The sequence below is a fragment of the Huijunlia imazamoxiresistens genome (genome assembly GCF_037132455.1).
Taxonomy (GTDB): Bacteria; Bacteroidota; Bacteroidia; order Chitinophagales; family Chitinophagaceae; genus Flavisolibacter; species Flavisolibacter imazamoxiresistens.
The window spans coordinates 60,866-81,680 of the sequence record NZ_JBBBEI010000019.1 but is presented as its reverse complement, the minus strand read 5'-3'; the positions used below and the strand labels follow the sequence as shown (position 1 = coordinate 81,680).

Below are 20,815 nucleotides of genomic sequence, written 5' to 3'. Positions count from 1 at the left end.
GCCGAAAGAACAATCAGATATATTGGCGTCAGGAAAAGATCCCATATCGATAAATACTGCATAATGCACGTCTCTGGTCTGCGGAAGTAATAAAATAATTAAAAAATTTGCAATACTACCATATTTTTGCCTCCTATTTGCAAAATAGCGTCTTAACCTTTATCTAAATCCGTATCCGGAACCTGTAAACCTAAGCGAATAATGCCCAGAGTCTTACGTATATTGAACCGCCTGGCCGTAGGCGGACCTGTGTTGAATGCCACGTACCTGACCAAATACATGCCTTCGGAGTTCGAAACACTGTTGGTAGTGGGAGAGCGGGAAAGCCATGAAAAGAGCGCCGACTTCCTGACCGACAGGCTGGGCATCGGTTATCACGTCATCCCGGGCATGGGCCGCTCCATCAATCCCACCTCGGATTTTGGCGCCTACCAGCAGCTGAAAAAACTCATAAAAGACTTCAAGCCCGATATCGTGCATACCCATGCCGCCAAGCCCGGCACCCTGGGCCGCCTGGCCGCTTCGGCCATGAACGTGCCCGCGATCGTGCACACCTTCCACGGCCACGTGTTCCACTCGTACTTCAACGCCGTGAAGACCCAGTTCTTCATCAATACCGAACGCTTCCTGGCCCGCAAGTCGGACGCCATCATCACCATCAGCGACCAGCAAAAGAAAGAGCTGGTGGAAGACTTCCGCATTGCCCCCGAGAAAAAGTTCCGCCTGATCCGCCTGGGCCTCGACCTGGACAAGTTCCAGCACAACCAGCCCGCCAAGCGCATCCAATTCCGAAAAGAGTTCGGCGTAGCCGACGACGAGATCGCCATCGGCATCATCGGCCGGCTGGTGCCCATTAAGAACCATGCCCTGTTCCTGAAAGGGCTGGCCCACGTGCTGCAGCATTCTTCCAAAAAGGTCAAAGCCTTTATCGTAGGCGACGGCGAAACCCGTCCCGACCTGGAAGCCGCGGCCAAAGCGGCGGGCATCGGCTTTTCCACCGAAACCGACACCACCCACCCGCACCCCCTGATCTTTACCTCCTGGCGCAGCGACGTCGATACCATCACCGCCGGACTGGACATCATTACGCTTTGCTCCTTTAACGAGGGCACGCCGGTCAGCCTCATCGAGGCCCAGGCCGCCAACAAGCCGATCGTGTCCACAAAAGTGGGCGGCATCCAGGATATCGTCAAAGAAGGGGAAACGGCCCTGCTGTCCGAGATCGCCGATGAAGCCACCTTCTGCCAAAACCTGCTGAGCCTGGTTGAGGACGACCGCCTGCGCCTCCGCCTGGGCGGCAACAGCAGCCAGTACGTGATGGAGCGGTTCAGCTACCAGCGCCTGATGAACGAAATGTCCCAATTGTATTACGAACTCCTGGAGCGGAAGCAGAACGGCCGGTCGCTCCAAAAAAAGTTGCGCAATGCTTTTTTTTAGAAAAAAGCAGCCGACGACGGTCGACCTGGGCTGGCTGCATACCGACATGCATACCCACCTGCTGCCGGGGCTGGACGACGGCGCCCCGGATATGGAAAGCTCGCTGAACATGCTCCGGGCCTTCGTGCAGCTGGGATACAAACGGATCATCAGCACGCCGCATATTTACTGGGAGCTGTATCCCAACACGCCCGAAACCATCAGCCCGGCGCTGGCCCAATTGCAGGCTGCCGCCCGCAGCGAGGGCCTGGAAATAGAGCTGAAGGCCGCCGCCGAATACTTCCTGGACGACCACTTTTCGGCCCAGGTGAAGGCCAAGGCGCCGCTGCTGTGCCTCAGCGACAAACTGGTGCTGGTGGAATTCTCCATGGTGCTGGCCCCCCTGGACCTGCAGGATACCCTTTTTGAACTGCAGCTGCAGGGCTACCAGCCCGTGCTGGCCCACCCGGAGCGCTACACCTACCTGCTGCGCAAAAAAGGATATTTCGACACCCTGCGGGATGCCGGCTGCCTGTTCCAGCTGAACCTGCTTTCCCTGACCGGCTTTTACGGCGACGAAAGCCGCCAGCTGGCCGAGTACCTCCTCAAAAACGATTACTACCAGCTGGCCGGCACCGATGCCCACCACGACCGCCAGCTGGCCCTGCTCCACAAACTCTCCTCCTCGCCCCTGTACCGCGAACTGCAGGAGCGGGAGTGGATGAACAGTTCTCTGTAGGAGTTTACGAGTTTACGAGTTTACGAGTTCTTCAGGCCTGGAAATAACTCGTAAACTCGTAAACTTTTTTGTAAGTTAGTTGTAAGGATAAAATCATGGCGTTCACGATTAAAGAACTGGCGGCGCTTTCCGGGGTCAAGGCCCATACCATCCGCATATGGGAGCAGCGCTATAATTTCCTGAAGCCGGACCGTACGGCCACCAATATCCGCACGTACTCCAACGAAGAATTAAAAACCCTGCTGACGGTGGCCCTGTTGAACAAGCATGGCTACAAGATCTCCCGCATCGACGAAATGACGCCCCCGCAGCGGACGGCGGCGGCCCTGAACCTGCAGGTGCCGGAAGCGGAATACGAATTACTGATCAATGAGCTCATCGGCCTGATGGTCAACGTCGAGCAGACCGGCTTCCAGGAGGTGCTCGACCGCCACATCCACCGCCACGGCCTGGCCAAAACCATCACCACCGTCATCTTCAGCTTTTTGGAAAAAGTGGGCATCCTGTGGCAGGCCGACTCCATCAACCCCGCCCAGGAGCACATCGTCTCCAACATCATCCGCGAAAAGATCATTGCCGGCATCGACGCCCTGCCCCTGGTGCACGGCACCGAACCCCTCTTCCTGCTGTTCCTGCCCGAAGACGAGCACCACGAGCTGGGCCTGCTGTACGTATATTACCTGTTGAAGGAGCGGTCGCTGCCCGTGATCTACCTGGGGGCCAACCTGCCCCTGGACGACCTGTTTTACGTGGTCAACAAAAAGAAACCCGCCTTTCTCTACCTCCACCTCGTGTCCTTCCCCCGGCAGCTGCATTTCGAAAAGTTCCTGACCCAGCTTTCCCATGGCAGTAACGGCGCCCGCATCCTCCTTTCCGGTCCCGTTCCGGCACGCTACCCCAAAAAGTTCCCCGCCAATGTCGACTTCCTCTCCTCCATCCAGGACCTGATGGAATACGCCTTTTCCGCCCAATAGCCCTGCAAAAACTACCGGAGACCGGAGAAACTACAAAAGTCTCCGAGACTTTTGTAGTTTGAAAGTTTCTCCTGCATGAGCTTGTTTTAGGCCTCATTTTTGTTTAATTTTATCTGAAAAAATATTCAACAAAGTGAGCATCCCTGAATTTCAGAGCCTGGTATTGAACAACGCGGAAGGATTGACGCCTTTTGCCGTTAGTCTTACCCGCAATTACGAGGCGGCCCGGGACCTGTGCCAGGAAACCCTGTGCAAGGCATTCGTGTACCGGACCCATTACCAGGCTGGGACCAACATCAAAGCCTGGCTGTACACCATCATGCGCAACATCTTTATTAATGATTACCGCCGGGAAAAGCGCAAAAAAGCGGCGCTGGAGACGGTCCGGTATTTTGAGTACAGCAATGGTTCCTACCTGCCGGAGCCCGGGCGGATAAAAGAGCTGCATGCCGCGGTGTACGGTTTGCCGTTAGTGTATAAGAACGCCTTTGTGCTGCATGTGCAGGGATATAAGTATGAGGAAATCGCCCGGGCGCTGGACGAGCCGCTGGGAACGGTGAAGAGCCGCATCCACTTTGCCCGGAAAATCTTACAAAAACAAATCGAACGGTGAATAAATCGGTCATCATCATAGGCGCTGGCTTTGCCGGCTTGTCGGCGGCTGCCTTTATGGCTAAGGCCGGTTATAGGGTAACGGTCGTGGAAAAGAACGCCACCGCCGGCGGCCGTGCCGCACGGCTGCAGGCGCAGGGATTTACGTTTGATATGGGCCCCAGTTGGTACTGGATGCCCGATGTGTTTGACCGTTTTTTTGCCCAGTTTGGCAAACAGGTGTCCGACTACTACACCCTCACGCGGCTCGACCCTTCGTACCGGGTGTACTGGCCCGATGGAGGCACCGATATTCCCGCCGGCTACAGTGAGCTGCAAAGCCTGTTCGAGTCTATTGAGCCGGGCAGCAGCCGCCAGCTCGACCGCTACCTGAAAGAAGCCGCCTGCAAGTACCGGGTAGGGGTGCAGCACATCGTCTACAAACCCGGCCGGTCGGTGACCGAGTTCCTCGACTGGCAGGTGCTCCGCAACCTGTTCCGCCTCGACGTGTTTACCTCCATGGAGCGGCACGTGGGCAAATATTTCCGGCACTACAAGCTGCGGCAGCTGATGGAATTTCCCGTGCTGTTCCTGGGGGCGCTGCCGCGGAATACGCCCGCCCTGTACAGCCTGATGAATTTTGCCGACATCGTCGGCGGCACCTGGTACCCGCAGGGCGGCATGTATTCGGTAGTGGAGGCCATGCACCGGCTGGCGGTGGAGCTGGGGGTGGCGTTCCGTTTTGGCGAGGAGGCCCGGGAGATCGTTCTGGAACAAGGCGCCGCCCGGGGCGTGGCCACGGACAAGGGCACCTACCGGGCCGACGCGGTGATCAGCGGGGCGGATTATTATTTTACCGAAAAGCACCTGCTGCCGCCGGCCTTCCGCAGCTATCCCGAGGCCTGGTGGGACAAGAAAGTGCTGGCGCCTTCCTGCCTGCTGTATTACGTGGGCATCGGCAAAAAACTGCCCCGCCTGTGCCACCACGCCCTGTTCTTCGACGTGCCCTTCGACCGCCATGCCGGGGAGATCTACCGCCAGCCCCGCTGGCCCGAGGAGCCGCTGTTCTATGTCAGCGCCGCCTCGGTCACCGACCCTTCGGCCGCCCCCGAAGGCTGCGAGAACCTGGTGCTGCTGATACCGGTGGCCGCGGGCCTGGAGCAGGATACCGAAGCCCTCCGCGAACACTATTTCGACAAGGTGGTCCGCCGCCTGGAGCAACATACCGGCGAGTCCATAAAGGAGCATGTGGTGTATAAAAAGACCTTTTCGGTCAGCGATTTCGTGTCCGGGTACAACTCCTATAAAGGCAATGCCTACGGGCTGGCCAACACGCTGGGGCAGACGGCCATCTTCCGGCCGTCCTGCGAAAGTAAAAAGGTAAAACGCCTTTTTTATACCGGCCAGTTCACGGTGCCGGGACCGGGAGTGCCGCCCAGTCTTATCAGCGGGGAGGTGACTTCCGGCAGAGTTCTGAAACTGTTAAACTAAGCGCATATGACGGTTGATCTGTATGACAAGGCCAGTAGCCATTGCAGCCAGGCGGTCACCAAATTGTACAGCACTTCTTTTGCTTCCGCCATCCGGCTGCTGCATGCCGACCTGCAGGGGCCCATCTATAATATCTATGGGTTCGTTCGCCTGGCCGACGAGATCGTCGACACCTTTCACGGGCACGACCAGGAAGGGCTGCTGCAACAGTTCCGGGAGCAGACCTTTGATGCCCTGGAAAGGGGGATCAGCCTGAACCCGATCCTGAACAGTTTCCAGCAGACTGTCCGGGCCTATGGCATCGACCACGGGCTGATCCGGGCTTTTTTTGCCAGCATGGCCTCCGACCTTACCCGCCAGGCCTACGACCGCCAGGGGTATGAGGAATACATTTACGGTTCGGCGGAAGTGGTAGGACTGATGTGCCTGTACGTGTTCTGCGAAGGGGATGCCGCCCTGTACCAGCGTCTCCGTGCGCCGGCCCAGGCCCTGGGCGCCGCCTTCCAGAAGGTGAACTTCCTGCGCGACATCAAGAGTGACTTCCACGACCTGTCGCGGATGTATTTTCCCGGTTGCGACTTTCACCGGTTCACCCACCAGGACAAGCAGCGGATCGAAGCCGAAATAGAGGCCGACTTCCGCCGGGCAAAGGGGGGGATCCTGCAGCTCCCGCTCAAGGCCCGGTTTGGCGTTTATGTAGCATTTAAGTATTATTATTGCCTGTTCAACAAGATCAAAGGTACCCGGCCGCACCTGATCCTGCACCAGCGGATCCGCGTGCCCGATTACCACAAGGCGTATATTCTTTTCAAGGCAAGCATCAGAAATACCTTACGAATGATATGAGCGAGCAGCAAGTAATACTGGTTACGGAAAACGACGAGCCGGCAGGCACGATGGGAAAGATGCAGGCGCACCGCGAAGGCTTGCTGCACCGGGCATTCAGCGTGTTTGTTTTTGACAAAAAGGGCCGCATGCTGCTGCAGCAGCGGGCGCTGCAGAAATACCATGGCGCCGGGTTGTGGAGCAATGCCTGTTGCAGCCATCCCTTCCCCGGCGAAGAGGTGGAGGCCGCCGCCCGCCGGCGCCTGCAGGAGGAGCTGGGCTTTACCACCTCCCTGCAAAAGATTTTCGAATTTACCTACCGGGCAGAGGTGGAGAACAACCTGGTGGAGCACGAGTTCGACCATGTGTTTGCCGGCGAATACGAAGGACCCCTTACCCTCAACCAACAGGAGGTGGCCGATTATACCTACCAGTCCATGCCGCACCTGAAGGAAACCATCATCGCCCATCCCGCCCGGTTCACCGCCTGGTTCCGGCTGGCTTTTCCCACCATCGAAACCTGGTGGCTGCAGCGGTATGGGGCCGGGGGCCGGTAATTTGAATATTGGGATATTGGTTAATTGGTTAATTGGGAATTGGGGCTGCCGGTAGCCGAAGGAACTTTGGAACTCGTGAACTCTGGAACTATCAGGAATCTTCAACCGAAAAACGTTACAAAATGCTTCCCGTTTATTACATACTTGTCCTTTTTGGTACCTTCTGCCTGATGGAGGCGGTTACCTGGGCCACGCACCGGTACGTGATGCATGGCTTCCTGTGGTACCTCCACCGCGACCACCATCAGAAGGAGCCCGGCTTTTTTGAAAAGAACGACTGGTTCTTCGTCATCTTTGCCGTTCCCAGCATTTTATTGATCTATTTCGGAACCTATACGCCTGCCTGGTGGATGCAGGCCGTCGGCTTCGGCATCATGGCCTACGGAGCGGCCTATTTCCTGGTGCACGACGTGATCATCCACCAGCGCTTCAAATGGTTCCGCCGCAGCCGCAATACCTACGTACGCGCCATCCGCTGGGCGCACAAAATGCACCACCGCCACCTCGACCGGCACGAAGGCGAAAGCTTCGGCATGCTGTACGTGCACAAAAAGTACTGGCAGAAGGTGCGGAACGATAAAAAGCTGATGGCAGGCAAAAAGGTGGGCTACGCCCCCGAAGCGGATGCGGGGCGCCCGTAAATCACCGATACCATTGGAACAACAATTACAGGATATAGGCTGGCCCCGCGCCGCGGTGCAGGACCGCTACGACTACATCGTGGCCGGTGCGGGCTGCGCCGGCCTGAGCCTGCTGGTGCACCTGGTACAGTCCGGCAGGCTGCAGGACAAACGCATCCTGGTCATCGACAGCGACCTGAAAAACAGGAACGACCGCACCTGGTGTTTCTGGGAAAAAGAAGCGGGTCCTTTTCAACCCATCGTCTGCAAGGAATGGGACCAGTTGTGGTTCCACTCGAACGCCCTTTCGCGGCTGCTGACGCCGGCGCCCTATACGTACAAGATGATCCGGGGCATTGACTTTTACCACTACAGCCGCAGCATCCTGGCGCAGCACGGGGGCATCTCCTTTACCCGGGCTTCCATTGAAGGCATGGAAAGCCGGCCGGGCGAAACCTTTGTACAGGCGGACGGTCAAAAGCTGTACGCCGATTATATTTTCAACAGCGTGCCGCCACCGCAGCCCCGGTTGCTGCCGCACCAGTACTGGCTGTTGCAGCATTTCAAGGGATGGATGGTGGAGACTGCCGGTGCGGCATTTTCGCCCGGAGTGGCCACCCTGATGGATATGCGCACCTGCCAGAAAAATGGCACCGCTTTTTTTTACGTGCTGCCGGTGGCGCCCAACCGCGCGCTGGTGGAGTACACGGTATTTTCAAAAAACCTGTTGCCCGATACCGCTTATGAAGCAGAATTGAAAGCATACGTGGAGGGGCGGCTGCAGCTCCGCAATTATTCCATCACCGAAAAGGAGTTCGGCGTTATTCCGATGACCAATTATTCCTTCCCCTCTTCTCAGGGCAACATCCTGCATATCGGCACCGCCGGTGGCCAGACCAAGGGTTCCAGCGGTTATACCTTCCGCTTTATTCAAAAGCAGTCGGCGGCCATGGTGCAGCACCTGGTCCGGACGGGCACCCCCTTTTCGCCCCGCAGTTCCCCTCGCTTTCACTTTTATGATAGCGTGCTGCTGAACATCCTGGATAAAAACAGCCTTCCGGGCGACCGGATCTTTGCCCAGCTGTTCCGCCGCAACCCCACGCCCCGCGTATTGAAGTTCCTGGACAACGAAACCTCCCTGCCCGAAGACCTCCGCCTCCTCTGCACCCTGCCCACCTTTCCCTTTTTCCGCTCGGCAGTGCAGCATTTGTGGGCGCACGCAGGTGGGCAGTAAGGTATGGGTTAATTGGTTCATTGGGATATTCGGAATTAGGGGGCAAACTCCTAACTCAGGAACTCAGGAACATAGGAACTCAGAAACCCAGGAACTCAACTGGTGAACGCGTAAACTTTAATTTGGTACCTTTTCTGCTCCAAAAAGCTAAAAAGACATGAAAAGTTTCCAGGAAGTGCTCCAGTCCGACAAGCCGGTATTGGTAGACTTTACCGCTGAATGGTGCGGCCCCTGTAAAATGATGGCCCCGGTATTAAAGCAAACGAAGGAGGCCCTGGGCGATGCGGTCACCATCATCAAAGTGGATATCGACAAAAACCCCGATACCGCCCGGCACTTCCAGATCCAGGGCGTTCCCACCCTCATCTTATTCAAGGGCGGCCAGGTAAAATGGCGGCAGTCCGGCGTCGTCCCGGCACAGACACTGGTCCAGGTCATACAGCAGCATAACTGAAAATAGTTTACGGGTTTACAAGTTTACGCGTTCCTTCGGCTACCGCAAACCTGCCGGGTTTATTGGGGAGGCTTCCCGATTCCCAATGAACCAATGAACCAATTCCCTGATCTAAATGCTATATTAGCCGGTAATGGAAGGTTTGATGTTGAAAAAGTGGGTGCACCTGCTGTTGCTGCTGTTCCTGCTCATTGCGGGCTTGTATTATGCGCGGCCGTTCCTGGTGCCCCTTGCATTTGCCGGCCTGATGGCCATGCTCTTTTTCCCGGTGAGCCGCTGGCTGGAGAACAGGGGCGTGCACAAGGTGGTGGCGATCCTGTTGTGCATCCTGGTGCTGCTGCTGGTGGCGTCGGCCATCTTTGGCCTGCTGTACTGGCAGGTGTCCGATGTGGCCAAGGATGCCGGGCGCATCGAAAAGAACCTGGTGCGGCAGCTGGAGGAGCTGCGCCATTACATCAGCCGGTCCTTCGGCATATCCGAGCACCAGCAGCGGCAGTTCCTGAACAGCGGCTCGTACACCGGCCTGGGCGATACGTTCAGCCGTTTGCTGCTGGGGCTGGGCAGCCTGGTGGCCGACGTGGTGCTGTTCCTGGTGTACCTGTTCCTGTTCCTGTATTCCCGCAGCCATTTAAAGAAATTCGTGCTGATGCTGCTGCCTCCCGGCCGGCAGAAAAATGCCGCCGCACTCATGTCCAACTGCAGCCGGGTGGCCCAGAAATACCTGTCGGGGCTTACCGCCATGATCGCCTGCCTGTGGGTATTGTACGCTATCGGCTTTTCCATCGTGGGCGTCGAGAATGCCATTTTCTTTGCCATCCTTTGCGGCCTGCTCGAGATCGTTCCCTTCGTGGGCAACCTTACCGGCAATGCCATCACCATCCTGATGGTCTTTGCTCAGGGAGGCAGCCCCGCCATGGTCCTGGGCGTCATCGTCACCTACTTCTCCATCCAGTTTTTCCAGACCTATGTGCTCGAACCCCTGGTGGTGGGCGCCGGCGTCAACATCAATCCCCTGTTCACCATTGCGGGCCTGGTAGCGGGCGAGCTGATCTGGGGCATCCCCGGCATGGTGCTGGCCATTCCCGTCCTGGGCATTGCCAAGATCATTTGCGACAACGTGGAAGGGCTGAACCCGTATGGCTTTTTGCTGGGCATGGAAAAGCGCGAAAAGCCCCACGGTTCCCTGGAATGGCTGAAAAAGTGGTTTTCTCGCTCCAAAGCCTGAACGGTCTGCCCCCAATTAACCAACTAACCAATCAACCAATTCCTACCGGCCCATATGACTTTAGTCAGCCCCCCGCAGGGGGCAACTGATTCTCCTCAGCCTTTGTTTTTTCGATGCCGGCAGCCGGTTACCTTTGAGTAAAGATTTTTTCTTGAATAGGTTAATTGATCGGCCTGCTAGTCTTAGCGGGCTTTTTCTTTTCCACCCCTGGAAAAGGGGGCATTGGGCAAAGTGAAACTTCTTTCTTAAATTGTAGGAAACCGTGTTGCCCATGAAGCCACCGACCCTACACCAGTTTATCGCCCTGGAAACCGAGGAGCAGATGGAAGTGCTGCAGGAATATGGCGTGTACCTCGATGTATACCGCAATGCCGAGCAATGCCGGGTAGCTCTTTTCCAGCTGAATAGTTTTTACTGCGAGGTATGGCTCCATAAACGCCAAAGCCGGGTGCTCCGGGTGAACGCCTTCAGCAGTTACCGGCGGCTCGACTTCTACCTCGACCAGATCGACCTGTCGGAGATCTACGTACTGCTCGACTGAAGCCGGCCCGGCCTTATTCTCCCAGCGAGGGATGGCCATTGGTTCGGGCCTGCAGGGGGATCCGCACTTTTACCGTACAGCCCTTACCGGGAGCGGAGATAATTTCGGCCGTCCCGTCCAGGAATTCCGCCCGGTTCCGGATATTCTTCAGCCCGATGCCATCGCCGTTCCGCAGCTGGTCAAAGCCCCTGCCGTCATCCTTTATGAGTATTTCCACATGGTTGTTCGGCGTGGAAATATCCAGCCATACGTTGCAGGCATCCGCATGTTTGTTGATGTTGTTCAGTTGCTCCTGTACGATCCGGAACAGGGCGAACTGGATATCGTGTTGCAGCTCCTTGATCTTTCCGCGGGCCGTGAAATGCACCTCGAACTTCCGGGACAATATATAGGGGCTGAGGGCATCGGTAAGGGCGCTGATCAGCCCCAGGTCCCTGATGATGGGGGAGGTGAGGGATTTGGACAACAGCCGGATCTCCTGGATGGCATTGACCAGGGTGCGGGTGCAGGTTTCGATGAGCTGCAGGCGGATGTCTTCGCGCTCCAGGGCCAGCTCCAAAAACAGCTTCGTGCTGGTCAGCATCTGGTTGACGTTGTCGTGCAGCTCCTTGCCGATAAAATCCCGTTCATTTTCCAGGGCCGTGAAGGTGGCCTGGGCAATCTTGCGCTGTTCCTGTACCCGCAGCTGGGTAACCCGTTCCTGCAGCCGGATCTTTTCGGTAATGTCGTTGATAGTGGCCAGCCGGGCATTATAGCCTTTGTAGTTGACCGCCGTGCTGTTTAATTCCACGGTGATCCGTTCGCCGTCCTTTTTCACGTGGGTGATGGTCATCCGGAAAGGGGTAGGGTTCTGGCGCAGGTGTTCCGTCAGCCGGGTACTGGCCAGGTGGTCTTCGGCAGGCCGGATGTCATAAATGGTCATCTGCAGGAATTCTTCCAGCGAATAGCCATAATGCTTCACGGCCGCCTCGTTCACGTTCAGGATGCGGAGGGTTTCCAGGTCCAGGATCATCTGGGGAAGAGGGGCATTGTTGAACAGGGTCTTGTAATCCCTTTCGGTCCGGGCCGAGGAATGTTCGGCTTCCTTTTGGGCGGTGATATCGTCCATCACCCCCACGATCTTGATGACATCGCCCTGGTAGTTGCGCAGCACGTGGCAGCGGTTGCGCACATAGATATATTCCTCCTGTTTGTTCAGGCACCGGTATTCGTTCACATAATATTCCTCGCCGTTTTTTATCGCCTCTTCGTAGCGCTGGTACACCTGCGGCAGGTCTTCGGGATGCACCCTTTGTTCCCAGCGTTCATAGGATTGCGGGGCCGAAGGATCGGGTGCTCCCAGGAGTTCCCTCATTTTTTTGCCGTGCCAGAAGGCCGTGCGGGCGCCGACCTCCCACTCCCATACCGAGGAGGAGGTAGCCTCCGTGATCAGTTCATAGAGGTCGTGGGCTTCCTTGAGCTTTTGTTCGTTTTTCTTTTTTTCGGTAAGGATCCTCAGGAACAGCGAAAGCCCTTCGGCCGAAGGATAAACGGTCACCTCCACCCATTCTTTCAAAGGTTGGTAAAAGAAGTCGTAATGCGCGGGATGCGACAGGTGGCGGGCCTCCTGGTACAAAGGGAAGAAAGGGGTGTTCACGGCTTCGGGGAAGGCATCCCAGATGTGGCGTCCCACCACTTCTTCCCTTAGCTTCCCGGTGAAGGTTTCCGAAGCCTTGTTGATATAGGTGACGGTGCCCATGCGGTCAATGGCATAGAAGCCGTCGGTGATGCTGTCCAGGATCCTTTTGGTTTCCGATTCCGACTTTGCCAGCCGGCCTTCGTACCCTTTTTTCTCCGTGATGTCCCGGGCTACGGCATAAATAAGCCCTTCTTCCCGTTTGGGGCGGCCGGACCACGACAGCCAGCAATAGTCGCCGTTTTTCCTGCGGTACCTGTTTTCAAAGGGGTGGTTTTCCAGGTCGTGGAACAGGAGGGCATGGGCGGTAGCCTCCCGGTCGTCGGGGTGAATAAATGCGGTAAAGGGCGCGGATAATAATTCTTCCTCGCTGTAACCCAGCAGGTGGATAAAGGCGGGATTTACTTTTTTGAAATAGCCGTCCAGGCCTGCGATGCAGCACAGGTCGAAGGAAAGCGTAAAGAAAAGCGAGGTGTCAAAGGGGCCTCCGGGCTGGTTGGTGAAGGGGTCAAGTGTCGGGTTCATGGCAGAAGTTTGGATTTTCCTTTTGGCCGGCACTATATGCTCCCGGTCAACTGCGTTCAGGGCGCTACGTTAACCTGTATCCCACATTTGCCCTCCCGGCAGTTTGTGATACAAAGATGGAATCCGCAGGCACTTTTTAAAATACACCTGTCTGAAAAAAAGCGGTATTTATGTAGAATTACTAAGTGTTTCTAGGTGTAAATACTTGTAAGTTTATCAAGCAAAATACGGACAAGCAATAAAGTCCGGCTGCCCGAGTTTTTGGGGAGAACGGGTGTGTGGAAGGGGCGGGATATAAGGTGTCCTGCAAAAAAAAGTATTACTTTTTTGTTACCCTTTTGGCGGATGATGCAGATTCCATTTCCGGGGAGTGTGTGCCCGGCCGGAAGCTGAAAAGGTAGGGATCCCCGGCAACCGAGTTCAGACCAAAACTACAAAACCTATATTATGGGAAAAATTTCCGTTCTGATTGCTGAAGACAACACGCTGGTGCGGGAAACCTGGAGTTTCATCCTCCATACCGACGCCCGCTTCACCGTGGTGGGGGCGTGCGACAATGGCCGGGAGGCGGTTCGCCTGACCCGGGAACTACGTCCCGATATTGTGCTGCTGGACATCAACATGCCGGTCATGAACGGTATGGAAGCCGCCCGTCTGATTCTCCAATCCGTTCCCGGTTCCCGCATATTGGTTGCCTCCATGCACGCCCGGCCTTCTTATGCCCGCAAGATGATGGAGATAGGGGCGGCCGGGTATGTAACCAAAAGCGCTTCGCGTGCGGAAATGTTCACGGCCCTGCTGGAGGTGCATGGCGGCCGCAGGTACCTGTGCGGGGAGATCCATCATAGCCTGTCGGAAAGAAAGAGCGCCGGCGAGGAGGGGCCTTCCGGGACCGGCTCGCTGTCGCAGCGGGAGCTGGAAATGCTTGACGCTATGAAAAGGCGCAACGTGCCCGGTCATTTCCCCGGCCGCAGCAGCAAGCCTGTATTGCCGCTACCGGTAGCGGTATAATGCCTCCTGGCTCGGGTATTTCCTAGGACAAATCACTGCTTTTTGCCTAGGTAAAATCTCTTATAAAAATTCCTTTAAAATTTTTTTTAAGTTTTTGTTACCCTTTTGCATGTAGGGACAGATTACATAACGGAGAAGGTGTGTCTGAAGGGGAAGTGTTGCTGACATCCTTGCCGGAAACGCTTTGCCGGGTGCTGCCAAGGCATGCATTCGTAACAAAGAAGTTCGTACCAAAACTATTTTATATCATGGACAAGATATCCATCTTAATCGCAGATGACCATACGCTGGTGCGGGAAACGTGGAGCTTCATTTTGAACTCCGATGACCGCTTTACCGTAGTAGGGGAGTGCGGCAATGGAGAGGATGCGGTACGCATGGCGAGGGAGCTGCGGCCCGACGTTGTGATACTGGATATCAACATGCCGGGGATGAATGGCATTGAAGCGGCCTTCCAGATCCGCAAGTTTGCCCCTGGTTCCCGCATATTGGGCGTATCGCTGCATACCCAGCCTTCCTATGCCCGCAAGATGATGCAGAAGGGGGCCATGGGCTATGTGACCAAGAGCTCTTCGCGCGATGAAATGTTCACGGCCCTGCTGGAAGTGCATGGCGGCCGCAAGTACATGTGCAAGGAGATCAAGAACAACCTGTCGGAAATGATGATCGGCGGCGAGGAGCACCAGGCCAAGCTCAGTTCCCTGTCGCAGCGCGAGCTGGAGATCATTGACTATATCAAGAAGGGCAACTCATCGCAGGAGATCGCGAATATCCTCAACCTGTCGGTTAAGACGGTGGAGGTGCATCGTTATAATATTTTAAAAAAGCTGGATTTAAAGAATGCAGCGGCGCTGGTGGATTATATCAACCGCTACCTGCCCCTTTAAGCCCGGGTTACAAAAATCCGCCATTTACCAAACAGCAGCCGGACTAATTGCTTATTGATCGGAAACCACCGGCCGGCGGTAACGAAAAAAAGGAAGGGGTGACCCTTCCTTTTTTCTTTGGCTTCCGTGGCTTTCGCCCGGCAGCTACAGGCAATTGTAATTGCCCATAACCCTTACCAGGGCTGGCTTTTTGGCGTTTCGGGCCGGCGATTTCGACGGCTGATTTTCCGGGGATTCTACCGCTGTTTGTTCTTTCAGCAGGCGGTTCAGGATGGCTTCTGCAGATAATTCCTGGCGACGGATTCTAGGTTCCCTTGCTGCGGGATGGCTGGTCGTTAGCATGACTTTATAAATTAATCGTATGTTTTAGGGGCGGCAAAGATAGGGGTGGAAGGGAAACGCCGGGCACCAAATCCACGGGAACAGTAAGTTTTTTTTATCCACGTTTAAGTTTGCTGATTTACAGCTTTTTAGGAAGGAACAGTGTGCATATCTACCTTATATAACGGGGAGGCTCAGGGTATAATAACGGCACCGGGTCGGGATGGCCCCAAAAGCAGAACCGCCTTAGACCGGGGATCTAAGGCGGTTCTGCTGATTTTGGTAGCCTCGACAGGAATCGAACCTGTATCTGGAGCTTCGGAAACTCTTATACTATCCATTGTACTACGAGGCCAAAAGGGTTGATCTTGCTATTTTATCAGTCCGTTTGCATTGCTGGCGAAGATCTTTACCGCGATGGCGAGCAAAATTACGCCAAAAAATTTTCTTACAGCAATTAATCCTGCCGGTCCTAAAATTTTTTCGATAATTCTGAGGGATTTTAACACAACGTAAACGATTATCAGGTTAAAAAAGATGGCAAGCAGCACCGTCAACTGGTCGTAGTTGGCCTTGAGGGAAATGATGGTGGTAAGCGTGCCGGAGCCGGCGATCAGCGGGAAGGCGATGGGCACTACGGTGGCGGCCCGTACCTCGGTTTCCGCCTTGAAGAATTCCACGCCCAGCACCATCTCCATGCCCAGGAAAAAGATAACGATGGAGCCGCCCACCGCAAAGGACTTTACATCCAGCCCCAGCAGGTTCAGGAAGGGCTCGCCGATAAACAGGAACAGGATCATCAGGATGCCGGAAACCATCGTGGCCCGGCCCTCGCGGATGCCGCCCAGCTTTTTGTTCAGCGAGATCAGTACCGGGATGGCCCCCACAATGTCGATCACCGCGAACAGGGTAAAACCAACGGTCAGAATTTCCTTCAGCTTGATGTCCATAAATTCATTCATTTTCTGCTTCACTGGCCCGAAAAAACCGGGCCGCACAGTTCGCAAAACCAGAAGCCCATGTTCGCCGGCGCCGGCTGGGCCGAAAAGCAATTGTCCTTCTGCTCCTTCGGGGCCTGGTACTGCCGCAGCACCTTTTCGCCTACCTGGAAGGGGACGGGTTTTTTGAAAATAGGGCCGTCGAAAACGAAGGTGTGGAACTCGCCGTTCTCGCCGCAGGGATCCACGCCCGGAGGCAGGTCGTTGAGGAAGTCCCGGTCGATGATGCGGCCGGCAAAGCTGGCGTCCAGCACTTCGGCCTTCGTGCACACGACCACCGTTTTAAAGCCCAGGGAAAGGAATTCCTCCATCAGCTCGCGGGTATTGCGCTTCCATAGCGGGAACACCGCCTGCAGGCCGGCTTTCGCCAGCTGGGTTTCTCGGTAGGCCCGCAGGTCCTCCAGGAAAATATCGCCGAAGAACGAATGGGTAAAGCCTTCCTGCAGGAGACCGGTGACGGTTTGTTCCATCTGCTGTTCGTATACGCTCATGGAGGGCTGGTCGGGCAGCACCAGCTTTTGCAGCGGCAGCCCGATGGCGGCGGCCTGCTGCTCCAGCAGCTCCTCGCGTACACCGTGCATGGATATGCGCCGGTATTGGGCATTGACGCTGGTCAGCAGCTTTTCGATGGCGTAGTTGCTGTCCTGAAGTGCATGATACAGGGCGAGCGCGCTGTCCTTGCCGCCGCTCCAGTTGAAGTAAGATTTATGGGCCATGGAATACAAGTTTACGGGTTTACGGGTTTACGGGTTGCGGGGAAAGTTGAATTTAGTTTTCCATAGAAACAAATAAAGGAAAGCCCGGGCTTTCCTTTATTTGTTGGTGAAGGTTGCGCTTTTGACTTATAAGCTGATGCTGATACCGCCGGATACCAAAAAGGGGATGGAGTTGTACCCGTAAACGGTGAAGAATTTCTTATCCGTGAGGTTTTTGGCATCGGCAAACACTTTCAGGTAGCTTACCGGCTTGTATTCGGCGTAGGCATTCAGGATGCAGAAAGGATCCAGTGAAACGTCCTTGGCCATATAGCCGCCCAGGTCCATGCGCTTGCTTTCGTAATGGGCCGACAGACTTACAAAGAACTGGTCTGCCGGCTGGAAGCCCAGGGTGATATTGGCCGTATGCTCGGGCCTTCTTAAGCCGTACCGGTAGGCGGTATCTTTATAGGTGATGCGGTGCTGCGACTGCTCCTTTACTTTCAGCCAGGTATAGTTAGCGTTTACACTTACCCGTTTGCCCAGCTGAAGCTTGTTCTCGAACTCCAGGCCATAGGCTTCCTGGTGGCTGATATTGAAATATTTATTCTTCGTGTAGTTGTAGTCCAGCGCATCGTCGGTTTCCCGGTTGAAGTACACCAGGCGGGTATTGACCATGTGGTTGGTAAACTGTGCGCCCGCTTCGTAGTGCAGCGACTTCTCGGGTTTCAGCGAATCGGTACCATACCTCGAATACAGCTGGTACAGCGTCGGCGCCTTAAAGCCGGTGGAAACGGAGGCCAGCAGCTTTACTTTTTGCGCGATCACGTACGAGGGGTTAAAGGTGTAGGTATAGTTGCTGCCGTAAGCGGAGTGGGTGTTGAGGCGCCCGCCCAGTTCGGCATTCAGTCCCCAGTTGCTGGTATAAAACAGCGAACTGTAGATGGAGGTCTGGCTGGCTTTCTTTTCCGCCAGCGGGTCCACATAATCGGGATAGGGGGGGAAGATGGACAGCAGCTTTTTGCTCATGAAGGCGGCGCGGTGGTCGGCACCCTGCAGCAGGGTAAAGCCCTTGCCCAGGTTAAAGGAGCCGTACAGTTCCACAAACTGGGTCTGGGCTTTATAGCTGTCGTCCAGGTAGGCCTTGAAGTTATCGGAGCTGTCGTTGAGGAAGGTGCGGTTGCCCTGGTTGTACAAATAATTGCCGGTTACCGTTGCGGCAGGCAGCTTGTATACAAAGCCGCCGCCGGCCATCAGGGTTTTGCTGCGGAAGGAATAATCCCGGTCATCGCTGAAGGCGCTGTTGTCGATCTCGTTCACGTACCCGCTGTACTGCGTGAAGCTTTTCAGGGTAAGTTCCCTGGTGGCGTTCCAGGTCAGGTTGGCCGTTGCCACGTCGCCATTATAGCCATCGTTGTCGAACTTCTTTTTGCCGCTGCTGTCCCAGGCAGAGGAAAAGCCGTTGGTATACAGCTTGGCATACCGGACATTGTAGGTCAGCTGGTTGGCCAGTTTGCCGTATACCTGGGCGTTCCCGTTCAGGTAGCCCCGGTTGCCGGCGACTGCGGTGGCTTTCATATTTACCGGTTTGCTGATATCGGTTTTGGTGGTGATAATGTTGATCACCCCGGCCACTGCGTCGGAGCCGTAGAGGGTGGACTGCGAGCCCTTGCAGATCTCGATCTCCTCGATGTTGCCGATGGCCAGCAGGTTGATGTCGAACTCGTTGTTGATCAGGGAAGGATCGCTGACCGGCACGCCATCAATGGTAATAAGGGTACGGCCCGAAGCGGCGCCCCGCAGGAAGATGCTTTGGTTGGTACCCAGGTTGTTCAGGGCGCCGGCAATGTTCAGGCCCGCCTGTTCGTTCAGTACCTGCCCCAGGGTCTTGCCGGTGCTTTTTTCCAGCTGGCTGCGGGAAATGACCGTAATGACCTTGCCGGTCTGGCTTTGCTTGACAGGGTACTTGTTGGCGGTCAGTACTACTTCGTCCAGTGATTTTACCAGGCTGTCTTTTTGCGCTTGCGCCCAACTGCAGAAAAGGATTGCAGTCACAAGAAGTGCGTTCTTTTTCATTTCTTTTTTGATTGTGACTGCCTTCGGAAAAAGGTAAGGTAGAAATATAACTGACCCGGGATGCTAGTTACATTCCATGCTCTTCACCCGAAAGCATTAATGATAAATGGCAAGAGGCAGGTCTTCTGGCTCGGTTCCCTGCTAAAGCCTTCCCATTCCGCAGGAGGCGGAACAGTGGCCTTTTTTTAGCAGGCTGCGGTAGATGTGCACTAAGCGGAAGTGCGCACTGCGCGCTACTTACTTTACACTACTCGCTGAACCTTACAGCTACGGGGATAGCGCCGGACTCACACCGGACTTCCCATTTTAATCTCCCGCCGGAAGCGGAGAGAACCCATTGCGGCCGCAAAAGTAGGCAAGAAAACCGGCCCTCAAAATCTTTTTGCGGCTTCCCGTCCGGTCAAAAAATCTTTCCCAAAAGGTTTTTGGCGTTGCGCTATTCGGCACCTTTGCTGTTATTTTCGCTGAATGAGAAAGCAACAAATTGCCTTTGCGGCGCTGTTGGCGCTTTTTTCGCCCCTCCTTGGTTCCGCCCAGGAAAAGTGGGACCTGAAGCAATGTGTGGAGTACGCCCTGTCGAATAACCTATCGGTACAGCAGCAGGACGTACAGGCCCGGCTCGAGCAACTGACCCTGGAGCAAAGCCGGCTGGCCCGGTATCCTTCCCTGCATTTTACCAACAACACCGGCCTCAATACCGGCCGCTCCATCGACCGCACCACCAACCAGTTTACCACCCAAAGCATTTTCTATTCGGGCTTCTCGCTGCAAAGCAGCGTGGAGGTATTTAACTTCCACCGCCAGCAGCATACCATTGCCGCCAACCGCTTTGCCGCCGAAGCGGCCACGGCCACGGTAGACAAGGTCCGGAACGACGTGGCCCTGAACGTGGCCGGCGCCTACCTGCAGATCCTGCTCAACCACCAGCAGGTGGAGATCAGCCAGGTGCAGGTGCAGCAAACCGCCGCCCAGCTTTCCAATACCCGCAAGCAGGTGGAAGCCGGCTCGGTGCCCGAGCTCAACGCCGCCCAGCTGGAAGCGCAACTGGCCCAGGACAGCGCCACCCTCATTACGACCCAGGGTGCCGAAACCCAGTCGCTGCTGTACCTGAAGGCCCTCCTGAGCATGGATGCGGGCCAGCCCTTCGCCATTGCCACCCCCCCGGTAGCACTCATTCCGCTGGAGCCCCTCGCCAGCCTGCAACCCGAGGCAGTGTACCAGCAGGCCCTGGCCAACCTGCCGCAGCAACGGGCCAACCGCCTGCGCCTGCTGGCGGCCCAACGAAGCGTGGCGGCGGCCCGCGGCGCTATGTACCCCTCCCTGTCGCTGGGCGCCAACCTGCAGACGAACTATTCCACGGCCCGCAACCAGGCCCTGGCCCTGGAGCCCCTGACCCGCACCGATACCATCGGCAAGGTGTCCGGCTCCAACGCCCCCGTCCTGACCACCGTGCGGGTGCCCCAGTACACCTACTACGCCGACCCCTTCGGCACCCAGTTTTCCAATAACTTCGGCAACGGCGTCGGCCTCAGCCTGTCGGTTCCCATTTTTAACGGCGGCGCCGCCCGCACCGGCTGGCAACGGGCCAAACTGAATGTGCGGACCTACGAGCTGCAGCAGCAACAGGAAAACCTGACCCTGAAGCAGGATATTTATAAGGCGTATACCGATGCGGTGACCTCGCTGCAAAAGTTCACCGCCACCACCAAGGGCGCCGAGGCGGCCCAGAAAGCCTTTGAGTTTGCCACCAAACGCTACGACATCGGCCTGCTGAACAGCCTCGACCTGATCATCAGCCAGTCCAACCTTTACCGGGCACGGCAGGAACGCCTCCTGGCCCAGTTCGACTACGTCTTCAAAATGAAGGTGCTCGAATTCTACAAAGGGCAGGGGATCCGATTGTAAATCAGTTGACGCGTTTACGGGTTTACACGTTCACGAGTTGGCGGGAAGGGTTTTA

At 55.9% G+C, this 20,815-nt stretch carries 19 protein-coding genes, 1 tRNA gene and 1 riboswitch; of the genes, 15 read left to right on the top strand and 5 right to left on the bottom strand.

Translation table 11 applies throughout. From position 1 onward, the window contains the following. Window positions 1-201 precede the first annotated feature (201 nt). The 12 genes from V9K67_RS20055 (at window position 202) to V9K67_RS20000 (ending at window position 10,667) form a co-directional block, all read left to right on the top strand. The gene (locus V9K67_RS20055) at window positions 202-1,437 is read left to right on the top strand and encodes a glycosyltransferase (RefSeq protein WP_336725570.1); all 1,236 of its coding nucleotides are present in this window, start codon (window positions 202-204) and stop codon (window positions 1,435-1,437) included. After that, the gene (locus V9K67_RS20050; protein WP_336725568.1) at window positions 1,424-2,155 is read left to right on the top strand and encodes a tyrosine-protein phosphatase; all 732 of its coding nucleotides are present in this window, start codon (window positions 1,424-1,426) and stop codon (window positions 2,153-2,155) included. Before V9K67_RS20055 ends, V9K67_RS20050 begins: the two co-directional genes overlap by 14 nt. A 95-nt stretch (window positions 2,156-2,250) precedes the next feature. Then, window positions 2,251-3,129, top strand: coding sequence for a MerR family transcriptional regulator (locus tag V9K67_RS20045; protein ID WP_336725565.1), 879 nt, complete (start codon window positions 2,251-2,253; stop codon window positions 3,127-3,129). Between the two features lie 133 nt (window positions 3,130-3,262). After that, window positions 3,263-3,742, top strand: a complete 480-nt coding sequence (locus tag V9K67_RS20040) for an RNA polymerase sigma factor (protein WP_336725563.1) — start codon at window positions 3,263-3,265, stop codon at window positions 3,740-3,742. Continuing rightward, window positions 3,739-5,211: a phytoene desaturase family protein gene (locus tag V9K67_RS20035; protein ID WP_336725561.1), complete on the top strand. Its 1,473-nt coding sequence runs from the start codon at window positions 3,739-3,741 to the stop codon at window positions 5,209-5,211. Before V9K67_RS20040 ends, V9K67_RS20035 begins: the two co-directional genes overlap by 4 nt. Before the next feature lie 6 nt (window positions 5,212-5,217). Further along, the gene (locus tag V9K67_RS20030) at window positions 5,218-6,057 is read left to right on the top strand and encodes a phytoene/squalene synthase family protein (protein ID WP_336725558.1); all 840 of its coding nucleotides are present in this window, start codon (window positions 5,218-5,220) and stop codon (window positions 6,055-6,057) included. Then, window positions 6,054-6,593, top strand: a complete 540-nt coding sequence (gene idi / locus V9K67_RS20025; RefSeq protein ID WP_336725556.1) for an isopentenyl-diphosphate Delta-isomerase — start codon at window positions 6,054-6,056, stop codon at window positions 6,591-6,593. Before V9K67_RS20030 ends, idi begins: the two co-directional genes overlap by 4 nt. A gap of 122 nt (window positions 6,594-6,715) precedes the next feature. After that, complete coding sequence (locus tag V9K67_RS20020; protein ID WP_336725554.1) at window positions 6,716-7,234, top strand: sterol desaturase family protein; 519 nt, start codon at window positions 6,716-6,718, stop codon at window positions 7,232-7,234. A gap of 13 nt (window positions 7,235-7,247) precedes the next feature. After that, complete coding sequence (locus tag V9K67_RS20015) at window positions 7,248-8,447, top strand: lycopene cyclase family protein (protein ID WP_336725553.1); 1,200 nt, start codon at window positions 7,248-7,250, stop codon at window positions 8,445-8,447. A 157-nt stretch (window positions 8,448-8,604) separates the two neighbouring features. Further along, window positions 8,605-8,901, top strand: coding sequence for a thioredoxin (gene trxA, locus V9K67_RS20010; protein ID WP_336725552.1), 297 nt, complete (start codon window positions 8,605-8,607; stop codon window positions 8,899-8,901). Between the two features lie 133 nt (window positions 8,902-9,034). Further along, window positions 9,035-10,126, top strand: coding sequence for an AI-2E family transporter (locus V9K67_RS20005; protein ID WP_336725551.1), 1,092 nt, complete (start codon window positions 9,035-9,037; stop codon window positions 10,124-10,126). 271 nt (window positions 10,127-10,397) lie between these two features. Beyond that, window positions 10,398-10,667 carry a hypothetical protein gene (locus V9K67_RS20000; RefSeq protein ID WP_336725549.1) on the top strand — a complete coding sequence of 90 codons (270 nt, stop codon included), beginning with the start codon at window positions 10,398-10,400 and terminating at the stop codon, window positions 10,665-10,667. 13 nt (window positions 10,668-10,680) lie between these two features. Here V9K67_RS20000 and V9K67_RS19995 read toward each other — a convergent pair whose 3' ends face one another. Further along, a complete protein-coding gene (locus V9K67_RS19995) occupies window positions 10,681-12,867 on the bottom strand; it encodes a PAS domain-containing sensor histidine kinase (protein WP_336725547.1) in 2,187 nt (728 codons plus the stop codon). Between the two features lie 447 nt (window positions 12,868-13,314). Between V9K67_RS19995 and V9K67_RS19990 the strand changes: the two genes are divergently transcribed. Further along, a complete protein-coding gene (locus tag V9K67_RS19990; RefSeq protein WP_336725545.1) occupies window positions 13,315-13,878 on the top strand; it encodes a response regulator in 564 nt (187 codons plus the stop codon). 248 nt (window positions 13,879-14,126) lie between these two features. Continuing rightward, window positions 14,127-14,765 (top strand): response regulator, encoded by a 639-nt coding sequence (locus tag V9K67_RS19985; protein WP_336725543.1) that lies wholly within the window; start codon window positions 14,127-14,129, stop codon window positions 14,763-14,765. A gap of 601 nt (window positions 14,766-15,366) precedes the next feature. Here the strand turns inward: V9K67_RS19985 and V9K67_RS19980 are convergent. The 4 genes from V9K67_RS19980 to V9K67_RS19965 all read right to left on the bottom strand — a co-directional run bounded on the left by V9K67_RS19980 (window position 15,367) and on the right by V9K67_RS19965 (window position 18,834). Next, window positions 15,367-15,441, bottom strand: a tRNA-Arg gene (locus tag V9K67_RS19980). Between the two features lie 16 nt (window positions 15,442-15,457). Further along, window positions 15,458-16,036, bottom strand: coding sequence for a MarC family protein (locus V9K67_RS19975; RefSeq protein WP_336725541.1), 579 nt, complete (start codon window positions 16,034-16,036; stop codon window positions 15,458-15,460). Between the two features lie 20 nt (window positions 16,037-16,056). Continuing rightward, complete coding sequence (locus V9K67_RS19970) at window positions 16,057-16,800, bottom strand: Dph6-related ATP pyrophosphatase (protein ID WP_336725538.1); 744 nt, start codon at window positions 16,798-16,800, stop codon at window positions 16,057-16,059. 126 nt (window positions 16,801-16,926) lie between these two features. Further along, window positions 16,927-18,834 (bottom strand): TonB-dependent receptor plug domain-containing protein, encoded by a 1,908-nt coding sequence (locus tag V9K67_RS19965; protein ID WP_336725536.1) that lies wholly within the window; start codon window positions 18,832-18,834, stop codon window positions 16,927-16,929. Window positions 18,835-18,953: 119 nt separating this feature from the next. Continuing rightward, window positions 18,954-19,208, bottom strand: a riboswitch (cobalamin riboswitch). Window positions 19,209-19,323: 115 nt separating this feature from the next. Here V9K67_RS19965 and V9K67_RS19960 point away from each other — a divergent pair. After that, window positions 19,324-20,760, top strand: coding sequence for a TolC family protein (locus V9K67_RS19960; protein ID WP_336725535.1), 1,437 nt, complete (start codon window positions 19,324-19,326; stop codon window positions 20,758-20,760). The last annotated feature ends 55 nt before the right edge of the window (window positions 20,761-20,815 follow it).